The 15,414-nt window shown below is 34.4% G+C and carries 11 protein-coding genes, 4 tRNA genes and 1 riboswitch; of the genes, 4 read left to right on the forward strand and 11 right to left on the reverse strand.

Annotated elements, in window-relative coordinates; genetic code table 11:
- Position 1 precedes the first annotated feature (1 nt).
- The 6 genes from allW to ACPFYS_RS00640 all read right to left on the reverse strand — a co-directional run bounded on the left by allW (position 2) and on the right by ACPFYS_RS00640 (position 3,930).
- A complete protein-coding gene (gene allW / locus ACPFYS_RS00615) occupies positions 2–1,486 on the reverse strand; it encodes an allantoin permease (protein ID WP_427876914.1) in 1,485 nt (494 codons plus the stop codon).
- Positions 1,487–1,807: 321 nt separating this feature from the next.
- Positions 1,808–3,049, reverse strand: coding sequence for a hydantoinase/carbamoylase family amidase (locus ACPFYS_RS00620; protein ID WP_427876915.1), 1,242 nt, complete (start codon positions 3,047–3,049; stop codon positions 1,808–1,810).
- 172 nt (positions 3,050–3,221) lie between these two features.
- Positions 3,222–3,311: riboswitch (TPP riboswitch) on the reverse strand.
- Between the two features lie 232 nt (positions 3,312–3,543).
- A tRNA-Val gene (locus ACPFYS_RS00625) sits at positions 3,544–3,616 on the reverse strand.
- A gap of 40 nt (positions 3,617–3,656) precedes the next feature.
- Positions 3,657–3,728, reverse strand: a tRNA-Val gene (locus ACPFYS_RS00630).
- Positions 3,729–3,758: 30 nt separating this feature from the next.
- Positions 3,759–3,829: transfer RNA gene (locus ACPFYS_RS00635), tRNA-Cys, on the reverse strand.
- 28 nt (positions 3,830–3,857) lie between these two features.
- Positions 3,858–3,930, reverse strand: a tRNA-Gly gene (locus ACPFYS_RS00640).
- Between the two features lie 130 nt (positions 3,931–4,060).
- Between ACPFYS_RS00640 and ACPFYS_RS00645 the strand changes: the two genes are divergently transcribed.
- Positions 4,061–4,213: a hypothetical protein gene (locus ACPFYS_RS00645; RefSeq protein WP_427876917.1), complete on the forward strand. Its 153-nt coding sequence runs from the start codon at positions 4,061–4,063 to the stop codon at positions 4,211–4,213.
- Between the two features lie 249 nt (positions 4,214–4,462).
- Here the strand turns inward: ACPFYS_RS00645 and ACPFYS_RS00650 are convergent, their stop codons facing one another.
- Complete coding sequence (locus tag ACPFYS_RS00650; protein ID WP_427876919.1) at positions 4,463–6,745, reverse strand: KAP family P-loop NTPase fold protein; 2,283 nt, start codon at positions 6,743–6,745, stop codon at positions 4,463–4,465.
- A gap of 571 nt (positions 6,746–7,316) precedes the next feature.
- On the opposite strand from ACPFYS_RS00650, the gene ACPFYS_RS00655 reads away from it, so the two are divergent.
- A complete protein-coding gene (locus tag ACPFYS_RS00655; protein ID WP_427876920.1) occupies positions 7,317–8,354 on the forward strand; it encodes a hypothetical protein in 1,038 nt (345 codons plus the stop codon).
- Between the two features lie 838 nt (positions 8,355–9,192).
- On the opposite strand, the gene ACPFYS_RS00660 is transcribed toward ACPFYS_RS00655, so the two are convergent.
- Positions 9,193–10,374 carry an IS256 family transposase gene (locus ACPFYS_RS00660; RefSeq protein WP_004126753.1) on the reverse strand — a complete coding sequence of 394 codons (1,182 nt, stop codon included), beginning with the start codon at positions 10,372–10,374 and terminating at the stop codon, positions 9,193–9,195.
- Positions 10,375–10,497: 123 nt separating this feature from the next.
- On the opposite strand from ACPFYS_RS00660, the gene ACPFYS_RS00665 reads away from it, so the two are divergent.
- Complete coding sequence (locus tag ACPFYS_RS00665) at positions 10,498–11,763, forward strand: hypothetical protein (protein ID WP_427876922.1); 1,266 nt, start codon at positions 10,498–10,500, stop codon at positions 11,761–11,763.
- Between the two features lie 91 nt (positions 11,764–11,854).
- On the opposite strand, the gene ACPFYS_RS00670 is transcribed toward ACPFYS_RS00665, so the two are convergent.
- The 3 genes from ACPFYS_RS00670 to ACPFYS_RS00680 form a co-directional block, all read right to left on the reverse strand.
- Complete coding sequence (locus ACPFYS_RS00670) at positions 11,855–12,223, reverse strand: DUF2513 domain-containing protein (RefSeq protein ID WP_427876924.1); 369 nt, start codon at positions 12,221–12,223, stop codon at positions 11,855–11,857.
- Positions 12,224–12,812: 589 nt separating this feature from the next.
- A complete protein-coding gene (locus ACPFYS_RS00675) occupies positions 12,813–13,802 on the reverse strand; it encodes an Abi family protein (protein ID WP_427876926.1) in 990 nt (329 codons plus the stop codon).
- Between the two features lie 319 nt (positions 13,803–14,121).
- Positions 14,122–14,895 carry a helix-turn-helix domain-containing protein gene (locus ACPFYS_RS00680; RefSeq protein ID WP_427876928.1) on the reverse strand — a complete coding sequence of 258 codons (774 nt, stop codon included), beginning with the start codon at positions 14,893–14,895 and terminating at the stop codon, positions 14,122–14,124.
- Between the two features lie 132 nt (positions 14,896–15,027).
- On the opposite strand from ACPFYS_RS00680, the gene ACPFYS_RS00685 reads away from it, so the two are divergent.
- Entirely contained in the window at positions 15,028–15,414 is a 387-nt protein-coding gene (locus tag ACPFYS_RS00685; protein ID WP_427876929.1) for a type IIL restriction-modification enzyme MmeI, read from the forward strand.

The raw sequence follows: 15,414 nt of genomic DNA on the forward strand, positions 1-15,414 counted from the left end.
ATTATTTCCTTTCTTTAGCCATTGTTGGCTGAAAAACTTTTGATAGTAATATTTGACACACGAAGCCTACAGCGCATCCCACAATCCATGAGATTTGAGTAAGCGGTGAAAGTGGCGGAATTATCTGCCCGGAAAGAGCAAATAAAAGCCCAAGTATCGTAGCAGTATAAGATATCCAGTTAGTTCCAGAATAAGCAGATTTCGACGAGCTGTTTGTACTGTAGTAAATTTGATCAATATCAATATTTCTACGTTTTACCACGTAATAGTCAGCAAGTAGAACACCTGCAATAGGACCTAAAAGCATGCCAATAAGATTCAAGAAGCCAGTAATATTAGCCATAAACTTCCACGGCATTAACACAGTGCTTACAAGAGCTGCAATAATTACGCCACGCTTATAATTTACAAATCGCGGAGCTAAAGCAGTTAGTTGGTATGCTGCAGGAACAATATTTCCAGTAGCATTTGTACAAACTGTAGTGAGTAGAAGCAACCCAGTAGCTATTGCAATTGCGGGAAGATTATCCCACTTGTTTATGATAACAAGCACGTCTGTAATGGTTTCATGGTAAAAAAGCGATCCGCCCACTAAAATAACTACGCTTGTAAAAGCAAAAAGTGCGTAACTAAGCAAGAAGCTAGCAATTTGACCTTTTAGCTGAGCCATTGTTGATTTTGCATTCTGCGTAAAATCAGCAATAGAAACGGCAGGAGCAGCCCACACGCCTAGCACAGAATTTACAACCATCATCATGAAAAGGCCAAGACCGTAATTAGTTGGAGCTTGAACAGCAGCATGATATTGCATGATTGCAGATAATCCGCCAGCACAACTAATAGCCCATACGCTCATGCAACCAAAAACAACGTAAATAAGCGGGCTTAATACTACAGTTAGCTTATTAAGAGTTTTTCCTCCACCTAAACCAATTGCCAAATTAAGCAACCAGAATATTGTGAAGGAAATAATAATAGGTATGTGCGCACCTACAAATGGTATTTTATTTCCAAACGTAAGAAATTCAGGGCAAATTTTGCCAACTAGAATCTCTAAAGCTTTAGCACCAATATATGTTTGAATACCATACCAGCAGATTGCGGCGACTACTCCCCTAAGGAATCCTGGTAGTTGAGCGCCTGCTTTTCCGTATGTTGCACGCAAATGCATAGAAAACGGTATGCCATATTTGGAACCTACAACACCGTTAGCAACCATAACGATTGCTGTAAGAATTGCGCCAAGCATGATACCAATCATTACGTAAATTGGAGAGTATCCCATTAAAAGGAACGCACCAACTGCAGCATAATTAGGAATATTGTGTACAGACTGCATCCACAAAGTGCAAAAATTAAGAGCGCTCATTGTGCGTTTTTCTTGCGGCTTCGGCAGTAAATCTTCGTTAGTGTAGCCGCGCTCGCGATAACGCTTTAGCTGCTCTATACTCACTGATTCGTCTTTTAACAGTATGCTGTTCTTCATCAACACCTCCTTATGTGTTCTGCTGTTTTGTAATTAGATTTTGTGGTTTTGTTTCGTTTCGTGGTTTTTCGAAAGAAAGATAACAATTTTGTCCAAAAATAAAAAAAGATACGAAAGGATGTCGTACCCGTGGTGGTGCGCCCCTTCGTATCAGCCTCTTATTCGTGAATAAGTGTTGTACTCTCATTCGATATTCACTTTTCTTCGCTGCGATTAATTAAGCAGTGAAGTTTGCATAATATATGCCTTTTGGTGTCCTTCCTAAATTTCTATTTTTAGTTTTTAGTTAGTTCTTAGTTAGTTCTTAGTTAGTTCTTTTATTTAGTTTTCATAAGCTAAACTATGCAAAGCGTCTCGCAAAAGCTTTACTCCATGAACCGCATCTTGAGGATCTGTGTATTCTTCAGGAGCGTGGCTAATACCATCTTTTGAAGGAACAAAAATCATTCCAGACTTTACAAACGGAGCAAAAATCTGAGTATCTTGTCCAGCGCCTGAATGCATAACTCTGTAGGCGTAACCTTGCTGATCAGCCTGATCTTTCAAGAGATTTATAATGTCATCGCTAAGAGGTGTAGGATCATCAGACATCCATTTGTCAATCTTCGCTGTAATCCCGTAAGCGTCGGCAGTTTTGTGAATATCTTCGTCGAGTTCCTGCAAGAATTTATCAAGAAAAGCTTTGTCTGTGTGACGGCAGTTCATTGAAAAAGTAACTTCTCCAGGAACAATATTTACTTGATTTGGAACTACGCTGATTCTACCGAAAGTAAGTACCAGTGGGTCTCCTGCTTGCTTGGCTTTATCAAGATTCTTTGTGATTATATGAGACATGCAATCTACAGCATCGTGCCTGTAAGACATCATGGTTGTGCCAGCGTGATTTTGTACGCCTTTAAGATGGATATCCCAACGATGTTGACCGGCGATGCTAGTAATAATGCCTAAATCTTCATGATTACTGTAAAGCGTTGGTCCCTGCTCAATGTGTAACTCAATCCAAGCTTCAAGATTTGCAAACTTAGGTTGAGTTGTTTGATAATTGAACCCAGCTTCACGCATTGCTGTTTCGAAAGGAACACCGTTGCTGTCGCAAATATTTTCTACATCCTCTTTTTTAGCTAGTCCGAAGAAATTCTTTGAACCCCAGAATACGTATGGGAAACGTGAGCCTTCCTCTTCTGCTAAGCAGATAATGCGTAAACTCTTTTTCGGTTTTCCGTATCTAGTAAGCAAATTTTTAACTGCCAAATAAGCTGCAACTATTCCAAGTTGGCCGTCGAAACGACCTCCTCTTGAAACAGTGTCAATGTGAGAACCGCAAGCTATTACGCTTTCTGGTTTTTCACTTCCTTCGACAGTTGCGATTAGATTTCCAATCGAATCGAATTCAACAGTCATGCCGAGTTTTTCGAAGCGTTGGCGAAGAGCAAAAAGAGCCTGTTTCCAGGATTTTGTGTAAAGAGGACGTGTAACTCCTTGTTCGCCTGGTTTTTCTGTGAATCCTGCAAGCCAGCTTATGGCTGATTCTATAGTTTCAGCATTTATGCTGCTATCAATCATTTTGCAGTCTTTCTCCTTGTGTTGTACAAGTTTCCCTCCCTAAAGGTTATGTAGAGAGGATGTTTTTAGTTTTTCTTTAATTAGTTTTTCTTTAATTGTTTAGTTGATACTCGTGTAATTGCTACTACTTTGTGGCAACGCAAGATATCACGAAAATCGTGATAGAAAGAAATCACTTACTGTAATTGCTCCCTACGCATGTCTTAACAAAACAGGTTCAAAGGGTGTTTCTCAACTGTTTCCAGTACCCCTGCAATTTTCACTTGTACGATGCTGAGTATAGCACGATATTAAATGAACGCAAAATGAACATTATTATGTGTGTTTTTGTGAAGAAATAACTAATTTATATGAGATATTACTTATTTTGCTATTATATGATTGAAATGCTTTAAAATTTTCAATTTGCAAGTTAAAGACTAACAGTAGACAACATGGAATAAATAATAGCCAGATAACAAAAAACGCAGTGCTTCTACACTGCGAACATATTGTGGGTGATATAGGAATCGAACCTATGACCCCTTCCGTGTGAAGGAAGTGCGCTAGCCGCTGCGCCAATCACCCAAAATTTTTTTAATTATGCGTGAAAGGCAATCCTTTCGAGTGGGCGATACAAGGTTCGAACTTGTGACCCCTTCCGTGTCAGGGAAGTGCGCTACCACTGCGCCAACCGCCCGGTTGTGTATTAAGCTAACCCGCTTAATCGAGGTGGGTACGAGAGTCGAACTCATCTATACGGCTTTGCAGGCCGCTGCCTAACCGCTTGGCTAACCCACCGTAAGGTCGAATAACTCATCGGACCTAGAGCGGACAACGGGACTCGAACCCGCGGTCTCAACCTTGGCAAGGTTGCGCTTTACCAACTAAGCTATGTCCGCGATGCATTCTTGCTAACAATGTCAGCGCCGAAGCACGAGTAACTACTATACCCTAAATATTCTCAAATGCAAGCCCTCGCCTATTTGGCGTGTCGCTGAATGCATTAAATAATTTTTGCAGCAATAGAAAATGTCGATTTTATCGGCTGATTTGGTGTTTTCGACAGTTTTGGTTTGTGTTTTGTTTATTTCACCAAATGGCTTGGTGTTTTCGACAATTCCGTCCGGTATTTTGTTTATTTCACCAAATGGTTTGGTGTTTTCGACAGTTTCTAGTACTTAGCCTTCCTTCTCACACAAAAACCAAACGGTGCAAGTAATGAATAGCAGTGATTGAGCGTTAATAGTGTCATTGTGACTGGATTGAAAGTCGACAAATAAAGGAGCCCACACAACGCTTAAGGTGAGTAAATCAACCGACGACATGAAGCCGACTTTCGACGCAGGAAGACTCCTATACTTTAGGCTACCCAATAGGGTAAGCGGCAAAAATATTGGGCACTAACTGCAGTGTGCTAGTGCCCAATATGATTTATTGCTTTGATATGTTGCTTTCAGATTTCCACTTTTCTATGAGTTGCAATGCTTCTCGCTCAGACGCATGGTTAAAGTCATCACTATTATTTTCATAATTCAATACAAATGACGCTAATTTTATTTGTTCTTCTTTATTAAATTCACACAAATGATTTTTAGCGAAATCTTTAATTCCATTGTAAAAATCTTTTCTAGAAATGTAATTTGAGTAACTTTCTAAATCAATATTCCAACTATAGCCATTCAAACCTCTGGCTCGATATGAATGAATGAATATAAATTTAATTTTATTAAGATTATCGTTAAATAGTGTTTTAATGTAGTTTTCAGCTCCTTCTTTATCAAGATATTCCCACAAATAAAATGCTCTACTAAATCTTCCTATATTTAGCATATTTTCAGATTTTGAAATGAGTTCAATTTTGTCTATATAAATTTTTTCGAGAGATTCTAAATGCTTTAAGTTAACTAATTGCAAATCTTTACGCTCGGGTTTATTATTAAATCTCCCAAATGCCATTTCTTCTTGATTAAGAATATCTGCAATAAGTCCAAGATTAGATTTATTGGAATTTTTAAGAATAGAATAAATTATTTCATAACGTTCATATTCAGAGTCTAATGTTTGAATAAAATAGAGTACAAATTCAGATACTGAATCAGAAATATTATTTATATTATTTATTTCTGTTGCTTTATTTACAAATTCTCCATACAAATTTATAAGCGTAAATACAACGAACTTAAAACGCTCATAATGTTCTTTATCAAACAATGACTCCATGCTTCTTAACAAATAGTCAAGGTTGCCTTGTGAATTAATATTTTTAACAGTACTAATTAAAAGATCTTTATCATATTTATACAAGCAATCATAAATTTTCTCTCTTGAAACCTTAATTCTACCTATATCGAACATAAAATATAAACTAAATTTTTCAACAGATGCGATGCGATTATCTCTTAAAAGTTGCAAATCATCTGAATGAGAATATTCGCCAATGTAATGAATCGACCTAGCAAATGGAGGGAACATCAATATAATCATTTGCATAGATGATTCTGAATTTAATCCAAGCTGTTTGAATTCATTTTTATAGTATTCATAAGTTCTTTTTTCATATTTTCTTAAATCGTCATATGATTGTGGTCCACATACATAGATTGCATTATCAATAATCCATTCGTATAGCTTCGGCTCGAAGATTTCTATTGTAGTAATAGCTAATAAATCAACAAATGATGTTTCTTTCCATAAAGCGGCATATTTGAATTGGAACGCGTTAATCAATCTATTTACATCTCTTATATTTTTGATATATGGATTCACACAATTTTCAAGTACTGTTTCAAAATATTCGTTATTTTCAAATTTTTCTTCGCAATTATTTTTGTGTATAATTTTGCTGAGCCTGCCTTTTAGTATTTCAAGTAACAACGATTTATCAATTTCAGGAACTTCAAAAGAAACTTGAACAATTTTCTTTAAATACTCATCTCCATCAATATTGTGATATTCAGACAAAGCATTGCAAACAATTTCCCTATCCATTGTAAGAACATAAATTATGTTTGGAAAATCGCCTACTTGCTTAACCAATTGGAAAATATCTTTAATCTGAGGAGTAGTCAATCTATCTATATCATCAATAAAAATAATTATTTTGTGGTTAAAATCTTTTAGCGCCTCGCACAATTTTTCTTTAGCATCATACAAACTAGGAGCTTGCATCAATTTAGCTCCTTTTGATTTGGAAATAGTTTTCAATATAAGAGCAATTGCAGGCCCAGCTACTGGAATAAATGATAAAACGTCAATAATATCGGAATATTGACTTATAGCCTTCCCGATTTTTCCTTTATTCTCTTCTCCTTTAGTAACGCCTAATTTATTCTTCAATTCATGAAAGAACAAACTGATTAAATTGTTCTTGTCGGAATAATTCCATGGTGAGAATTTAATAATTATTGGATAATAACATTGATCTTCTTCTTCAGTTTTTTGTGAAGTAAAAATTTTTTTGATTCTTTTGTATACTCTTGAATACCATTTTTCTTTTTCTACTTTTTGGGCTTCGTTTTCATCTACTGGAATCTCAGATATTGCCATGTTAATAATAGATGTCTTGCCGCTACCCCACTTTCCATACAAACCGATTACAAGACCATCTTTGCTATCATATTCACAAATCGATTTTCCAAATTGTTTCGCAAAATCAGATCTTCCCAACAAATCTTCAGCAGCTTTTTCAATAGGTTTATCAGCAACGTAGCTCATATACTTTCTCCCTACTTTTGCAATTGCAGTATTTCGTATAATAATTTATATTCTAATAATTTATGCAAATTATTCTTTAGATAATCCTTACAATATTAGGTATTCTAAAAAATTGAGTTATAAGGTTATAAACACAAAAATTTGAAAATACTATTGCATAAAATACAAACTGGCATACAGAGTATTGCTGGTTGAAAGTCAACAAATAAAGGAGCCCACACAACGCCTAAGGTGAGTAAATCAACCAACGGCATGAAGCCGACTTTCAACGCAGGAAGACTCCTATAAAGGATATTAGTAAATATTGCATTATTACACAACTTTGACTTTGTTTGTATACCAAATCTAATTTACAAAGTTAGTGTGAAGATGTATCAAAATTGTTGCGTTAAGGAAATAGTTTTGATACGCATTTAATCTTCATAAGCTTACAATTTTTCTAATTTGAAGAATAGAAAATATTTAACATAAATTCTATTCACAAAATAAGCAAAATGCGGTTAAACTGTAACAGTACTCATAAAGACGGTAATAAGATATATCAAGTATTTACAGCAGAGAAAGATATTCTATGAATAACAATGATGTTTCTGACAAAAATAGTGACGTACAAAAAACTCAAATTATAAATAACAGCACTGCATCATATGATAAGAACCAGACCAACATGTCTCACAAGCCAAATAATGCAAAAAATCCAAAAAATACAAAATCTAAAAAACTTAAACATATACTCCTAACTATATTAATAATCTTTTTAGCAGCTGGTGTCATAGGCTCGATTCAGCAAAATAAACCAAACAATACTAAAACCAAGTTAAGTGCATCAGAATGTAAAAATATAGCAAAAAACTATGTAGTCGATGACTTTTTGTCCTTGAACGCTATTAAGAAAAAGATGACAACTTCCGAATGCTCTGCGAAAGATTCCGAATCTGCTATAAATTATTTGGACGACACTTACGATTTCAACAATGTGGCAGTAAGAAAATTAAGGCTACTCGTAGAAGATGATAATAATTTAACTGAAGAAGACGCAAAGTCAAAACTTGAAGACTTTAAGTTTGATGAAGCAGAAATAGAATTTGCCATAAATCATTACTCTGACGAAATCTGTTCCGTAAAAAAGAATGACTTGTCTTGCGAAATTGAAAAGGATTCAATTTTTGCCCAAAAAGATAAAAAAGATGACAAATCCAAGGATTCCAAAGACAATAATAAAAATAAACCAGAGTCGTCTTCAAATGGGGATTCTGACAATAAAAATCAAACTAACACTAACAAAACAGGCACAAAAAAGAATCCAACAAACAAATCATCTGTAGATAATTCCAATTCAAATTCTACGCAATCTGAAAATAGGAACGCAGAAGAACAGCAAGATAATCAACAACCTGTCCAAGCACCAGTTCAGCAGCAGGCACCAGCACCTACCCCACAACCAGCTCCCGTTCCTCAGCAGCAGTCTCAACAACAGCAACTTCCCCTAGTACACCCGGGAAGCTTCTGCTCTACTTCCGGACAACAAGGAGTGACTATACGAGGAACTCTTATGATGTGTAAACTAGGCGCGAACGACGATAGATTGCGTTGGCGCAAAGTACGGTAGTTTGTAGTTCTGTCTGAATTCCCATTACAGCATTGTAAGGAATTTCAGGTAGAACTGTATACACTCTTAATTACTCTTGCTTTCAGATTCCCACTTTTCTATGAGTTCTAAAGATTGTTTTTCTTGTGCAGGAAAAATGATCATTGTCTCTATTTTCGTAGTTTATAGTAAATAATAATAAAATTCCTCTTGTGCTTGACCTGTATGATGCAGAGCATTATAAAAATTCTGAAAATTACCATACAAATCGCAAGCCTCTAAATATTGATTTCTGGTTGAAAGTCAACAAATAAAGGAGCCCACACAACGCCTAAGGTGAGTAAATCAACCGACGGCGTGAAGCCGACTTTCAACGCAGGAAGACTCCTATAACTCATGCTACAAAATATTGCTGTATTTACAACTTTGACTTTGTTTGTATACCAAATCTAATTTATAGAATTTGCGAGCAAGCGTATCAAAATTGTTGCGTTAAGGAAACAGTTTTGATACGTGGGTGCGTAATATTCTCAAGCGAAATTATTGATTGCTGCATTGGCTTATAGTGCTAAAATTGCAAACAATAAATTATTGTCATTTACATTTGTATATTAGAATATTCTCATTAAAAGTAGAAACTTGGTTGGAGATTAATAGATTATGGAAGATAAAAGCCTTGATTTAACTAAACCCATTCTTGGTTTTTTGAAGACAGAGAATAATGATTCTTCTGAAACTGTAGTTATGTTACATGATAACGGAATGAAATTTGGCAGTGTCAAGAATTTTGTGTAAACTCCACTAGTTGTCAATCAAGCTATCAATCCAATAATATTTGCTTTTCTACGAAAAGCAAATATTATTGGATTTCGAATTTTTCGTGCAGGTCATAAGACGCTAATCCAAATCCTCTATGAATTCTTTCTTTAGATAATTCATTTTGTTCAATACAAAATACTCCTAGATAACGATTTAAACTATCCTCTGCTGGAAACTGTTCCTTTGCTTTTAATCGTTTTTTTAGTTGCTTATTGAGACTTTCAATTAAATTAGTCGTATAAATACTTTGACGAATTTGTTTAGGGAAGTCAAAAAAGACTAATAAATCGTCATAAACTGAATCAATACTTGCACAGACTTTAGGATAACGTTTGTGTATGTTTTCTAGAAATTCGTTTAATTTTTTCTCTGCATCTTCTTTATTGTTTGATTGATAAACTTTCTTAAGTGAATCTACTAATTCTCTTTTATCTTCAACTCTTACCTTCTTTTGTAATTGTCGGATTAAATGAACCCAACAAGTTTGATATTTTGCGTTAGGAAACACGCTTAAAAGAGCAGTCTTAACCCCACTAAGTCCATCTGTAATAAATAGTAAAACTTCTTGTAATCCTCTTTGTTTCAATGATTCCAACATTTCTTTATAGTGTTCAGCAGATTCAGTAGGATAGATTGCATAATCAAGAATTTCTTTACTGCCTTCTGGAGTAATTCCTACTAAAAAGTGAACAGCTTCCTTTTGAACAGTAGCTCTTCTTAAATGAACATACGTTGCATCAGCATAAATCACTGCATAACGAGATTGAACTTTTCTTTGATGAAATTCTTTAACAGAGTCTTCAACTTGTTTTGTAATATTTGTTACGGTAGTAGGGCTATAGTGATGACCGTAAATATCTTCGATACACTCTGCAATTTCACGGTTAGTAAAGCCTTTAGAATAAAGTTTAATAATAACCTCTTCTAATTTTTCGGAATTTCTTTTATAAGCTTTAATAATTTTTTGCTCGAATTCTCCGTTACGATCTCGTGGAATATGGATATTTAAAATACCATATTCTGAATAAATTTTACGATTATAGCCACCATTTCTTGAATTTCCGGTGTTATATCCCTCTACAGAATGTTTAGGGTAGTTTAAATGCTCTGTTAATTCAACTTGAAGTAATTGATTAATCCCATTTTCAATCGCTTCTTTTAATAAGTGATTAATATTGTCACCTTGTAATAGTCTTTTTGTCAATTCTGTGTTAAAATCCATTTAGAAGTCACTCCTTTGTTAATTTGTTTTGGTAGATTAATTATACAACTAGTGGCTTCTTTTTTTATACTCTTTTTTGTGTTTACACAAAATATTGTACACTCTCTGAAATTTGAACTGTCTGTGTTATTTAAAGAACTTAGTGGTCAAATTTTTAGGTGGTTTTTAGGAAATAGCGTTATATATGTAAACTCTGATGCAAAATATAAAACAATAAACAGATTGCCTGTACCTAATATTTTGCAAGTTTTATCCTCAAGTAAAACATATACGTTAGTAGGATGTAGAGATACAGGATCACCCAAGAATGGAATGAATCAAATTAGAATTGGGACAATTACATGCGACTACATAATCGTTGGTTCAGATGAAAAACAATTTGAAAAAATAACTAATTTGAGAACGAGTTGTTCAAATCTATATGATTGGTTCGTATCGGGAGGAATTAGCGTTAATAAGCTTTCTGATGATGGTGAAAGTATAAAAATTGATATTAAAAAATCTAGTAGCAAAGAGTTATGCAAAATAAATTCAATGCAAAATGAAAGCAATAAATCACCCATCAGTCTGTCGCTTGCTATCGATCAGCAGGTAAGAAAAATATCAAAAAATGGCAGTATTGTAAGCTTTACAGAAGAAGCATTTATTGAGACTCATAGTGAAGCTGAATTGAATTGGGAAAAGCATATTTCAATTCATAATTGGATTTTAAATCTTATCTCTATATCTAAATTAGAGCGATGCGAATTTTCAAAAATGGAAGTAGGTGTGGAAAACAATAATACTTGCAATGATTCAACAGTAAAATGGTTCCATGTTCTTCATCATTTAAATGCTTATGCGCAAAACATTGATAAAAAGCATAATAAACAATTCTTGTTCGATTTTGACGATATTAATACTTGTGGAATAGAAAAATGGTTTGAACTATTGCAAAGATATGGAAGAGCGATGGGAATAATATCGCACATAGCAAAAGAACAAAATGATCTTCCAGTTGAATCTGTGAATATAAGCCTAGGTGTTGCACTAGAAGATATTGGGTTGGGAATAATAAAAAGCAAAGGACAAAAAGATAGAATGAACAAAAACGGTGGATTGGCATGTTTTACGTGCGCATTACACGCGATAAAAGATGAATTTGGCGAATGCTTTCCAATATATATCGAAGATTTTGATTGGGCAAAAGAAACGAATTATATTTATAAGAAAAATAAACATGCTGATGCTAACAAAAATATGGAAAAAACTCCAAAAGATTATGAGAAAATGTATACAATTAATATTTGCTCTATAAATATTATTAGATTGTGGATTGGCAAGCAGCTTGGAGTTGAGTTACCAACAATGCTTAAAAGACTTAATTCGAGCATATTTAAATACAATTAAACATCTATATAAAACACGCATACTGAATCATTTTATCTTGCATAAATATTAATTTTATGCAAGATAAAATGATGAATAGAATAAAAAATAATTAAGATAAGCCTAATTTACTTTTTAGGTACAATTTAGCCAAACTAACGAGTATATCAAAAGGAATATTAATAATTTTATCCGAAAAATTATTTTTTATCTTTTCCCATATTTCGTTAGAGCTTATAGAATCAAGAAAGTCATTACCGCACCAAGTTATATCTAGAACGATAACATCTACAACACCAACTTCTCGTTCGTCGATACATACATTAATTAAATTACCTTCTCCCATTATTTTCATGTTGTAAATAATTTCTTCAAGAGAGTATTTACTACTTTTCTCGGCAATTTCGCTTGCTCTAACTTCTTTATCACTTTTAGAAACTTCAATTAAAATTTCGCGAACTAAGTCCATATTTCTTCTCATAAGTTTATTCTCCTTTATAGATCATTGTTTAAATTTTCATATAAATATCATATACAATGTGGCACAAGCGTATCAATCACGTCTAAACCATTTAATTTATGCTCGGAATCCAGAGTGTCCCAATATATTGAATCTTTAGTAAGTTTTGATTTTAGAAATCTTAATCTTTTATAATCATTCTTACTATGAAATCGTTTAGCTTCAGAATCTTCAATAACGCGGAGTCTAACATTAATTATTGAACTACCAGACATATGAAATCGACTTAAACGTACTGCACTTCCCTAGCTAACATCCTATGCTTTAAACTCTTAGACTCTAACGATTGCTAAAGTTTAGAGCACATTCAATGTTTAAATTGCAGAACCGCTTACCAAAAAAGAACCCCCAGATTTGAGCACTGTTAGTAGGCTTAGGTGGACTGCTACTAGTGAGTTTATAACTATTTCTAAATATTCGCCATTTCGTATCTAACGACTCAAAATAAAAGAGGGAGCCGAAACTATGTCAGCTCCCACAGGTGTGTGTCCGCAAACGCACACCGCAATTACATTTTCATTGTAACTTATAGTGCGTAAAAAGCTAATTATCAAATATAATCTTTTAACTTTGTCATCCTTTTCTTCCAATCTTTCTTAATAACCGCTTTTACAACGTTTACATTACTTTTGGCAACAGAATTTATATAATCTGAAGTTATTTTTTCATATTCACTAATAAAAGACTTTATTTCTCTTTTGGAAACATGAAGAATTTTTAGAAAATACGACACAAGCACAATGTAATCACCAATACTATTGAAATTAACATAAGGCAAATGAATCTCATTAATCAAGCACGCTGTCATAGGTCGCGACGGTTTCGCTTTTTTAAAACGCGTATCGAAAATGGCAGAATTATGTGCAATTGCATTCCTTAAATCTTTTAACAGATAAATATATTCATAAACAAGCTCGCGATTTGTATCAGATGACAAATTCAATCCAATTTTCTTAGAAATATCTTCTCTAACCTCATATGTAAGGCACGACAAAATATTTCCAAAATCTCCAAGCATCGTTATTTCGAATAATGCCCAAATTGGGACATCTGCATATTTATCATAAAAATGCGTAATTTTGGGATCTTTATTCTTATATGCACGCGCAAGATTACGTTGGATAGAATTTTGTAAATCTAATTTCTTTTGTTGAGCTTTTCTTTTTTGATCATTATTAAAATTTTTTGGAGAATTATTCGCACCACTAACTGATTTGGTCAGCATAGCTTGGATACTTTCCGAACGACTTTTCCTAAGTATGCACTCCATAGCTATATTTTTTACAGCTGTTTCTATGAACATAATTTTTCCGTAGAAAAGTGACTTCAACTCTGAATCATATTTTATTGTTGCGTACACTTCGTTATATGAAGAAAATGGTATTTGATGTCTACTTTGTGTATCGCTAAAGAAACGATAACCTTTATATCCATGAAAATAGCCAGTATTTATTAGTTGTCTTTTTTGCGCAGTACCAGAAATCATTACGCCACTATCTCTAAGATGTCGCATTAAAGAATCAACTGTTTTATAAGACATTACGTGCATTCCCCTTCTCTGCAAATTTTTACTTTACAGTAAAATTTATTTTTACAATTTTACTACGCACGCTTGAAAGTTAGAAAGATGTGATTAGATATTCGTATTAGGCTGTTTTGCATACTTAGTGGAAGCTATCGCTAAAAAGTTTAGCGCGCTGCGGCTTTAAGCTGGCTGATTTATAAAGTAGTACGTAGCAATCGCCAAACACCGTTATTTTCTCAGTTTGTTGACTGAGTTAGTAACGGTGTTTAGAACTTGGCTTATATTCCTGAATATTCACAAGCTTTTCTCTATACGCACTTATATATACAAGACTTTATTTTGCGAGATTGTATTCAGTAAGTAGTTCTGAGAGCTTATTTAATCCTGCTTGGCGCTCGCGAACGTCAAGAGATTCGGCCAAATCTGCAGCGCACACTGCGATTGGCATAAATGATTTTGCTGATGTTACTTGTGTGTCTTCAGTAATGCGTGAAGAAACATTTTGGCTAATGAAATCGAAAACTTTAGAATCTTCAATAACGCGAAGTTTAACATTAATTATTGAACTATCTACGCCGTCTTCTTTATTTTTAAGATGAAACTTATTTATTAAATCCCCTAGATTGTTGTTACTTACATATCCTTCTATTTTGTCACTTTGCGTAAGTTGGAATTGTGAGCGCATATTTCCGGTTGCTGCAGAAAGTATTAAGTGCTTTGAAAGTTCTACTAAACGCGATTTTCTACACCAATACTCCATTGTTTTCGCGCGATTTTTAGATCTATTAACCAGCTCTTGTGGAGTAATCGAACGCAAATATGCTTCTATGCGATACTTCTGTTGCCTATTGATCCACGAAACTTCACAACTGCTAAGCATAAACAATGCTGCAAAAGCTAGTGACGGAGCATATGCCCTACCGCTTTTATAGTTTTGTTGCTTATAACGATTTACAGAATTTAGTGAAATTAAAATCTTCCTACTTCCAAATGTGTACGTTGTTAGTAAATGATTCGAGCATAATGCGCTAACTCTCTGAGTGCTAACTGCTAGCTGGGCTGATGCTTCCTCACGTGTAAGAAGAGTATCATTCACAAAAATAGACATAACGCAAGTGTATCAAAATTGTTGCGTTAAGGAAACAGTTTTGATACGTGCGATTGGGCATGTAGGCGGTTTTATGCGCAAGTTAAAACAATAAACACATAGCTAATCCCTAGCGAGTTAGATAATAGACTCATGAATATTGCAGATCATCACAAAAAGGCAGCAGAGTTTATTGAGCGCTGGCAAGGTTGCGGCGACGAAAAGCAGGAAACGCAGAAGTTTTGGCTTGATTTTATGCAAAACGTTTTGGGTATTCCAGACGCGATAAACAATACTGAGTTTGAGTATCGTACTGCTAACCGTGGGTACATTGACATGTTGTGCCCTGATTCTCTTTTTCTTGTAGAGCAAAAAAGTAAGAATGTTGATCTTGATAAGCCTGAAGAACGTCAAGGTGATTCTGTTACTCCAGCTGAGCAAGCTGTTAGATATTCCGACAATCTTCCGCTCACTAACTGTTCGTATGGTGTTTTGCTTATATGCTTAAGATGCTGGAATATCATCAGCTTCCATAGCTAG

Origin of the sequence: Gardnerella sp. 2492 (assembly GCF_050320365.1) — a bacterium.
In the GTDB taxonomy this organism is placed as follows: domain Bacteria; phylum Actinomycetota; class Actinomycetes; order Actinomycetales; family Bifidobacteriaceae; genus Bifidobacterium.

Coding starts and splice junctions, on each gene's coding strand:
- ACPFYS_RS00675 (WP_427876926.1), bottom strand. CDS start 13,802: ATGTCTTATAAAACAGTTGATTCTTTAATGCGACATCTTAGAGATAGT.
- ACPFYS_RS00655 (WP_427876920.1), top strand. CDS start 7,317: ATGAATAACAATGATGTTTCTGACAAAAATAGTGACGTACAAAAAACT.
- ACPFYS_RS00645 (WP_427876917.1), top strand. CDS start 4,061: ATGTCGATTTTATCGGCTGATTTGGTGTTTTCGACAGTTTTGGTTTGT.
- ACPFYS_RS00670 (WP_427876924.1), bottom strand. CDS start 12,223: ATGAGAAGAAATATGGACTTAGTTCGCGAAATTTTAATTGAAGTTTCT.
- ACPFYS_RS00650 (WP_427876919.1), bottom strand. CDS start 6,745: ATGAGCTACGTTGCTGATAAACCTATTGAAAAAGCTGCTGAAGATTTG.
- allW (WP_427876914.1), bottom strand. CDS start 1,486: ATGAAGAACAGCATACTGTTAAAAGACGAATCAGTGAGTATAGAGCAG.
- ACPFYS_RS00685 (WP_427876929.1), top strand. CDS start 15,028: ATGAATATTGCAGATCATCACAAAAAGGCAGCAGAGTTTATTGAGCGC.
- ACPFYS_RS00660 (WP_004126753.1), bottom strand. CDS start 10,374: ATGGATTTTAACACAGAATTGACAAAAAGACTATTACAAGGTGACAAT.
- ACPFYS_RS00620 (WP_427876915.1), bottom strand. CDS start 3,049: ATGATTGATAGCAGCATAAATGCTGAAACTATAGAATCAGCCATAAGC.
- ACPFYS_RS00680 (WP_427876928.1), bottom strand. CDS start 14,895: ATGTCTATTTTTGTGAATGATACTCTTCTTACACGTGAGGAAGCATCA.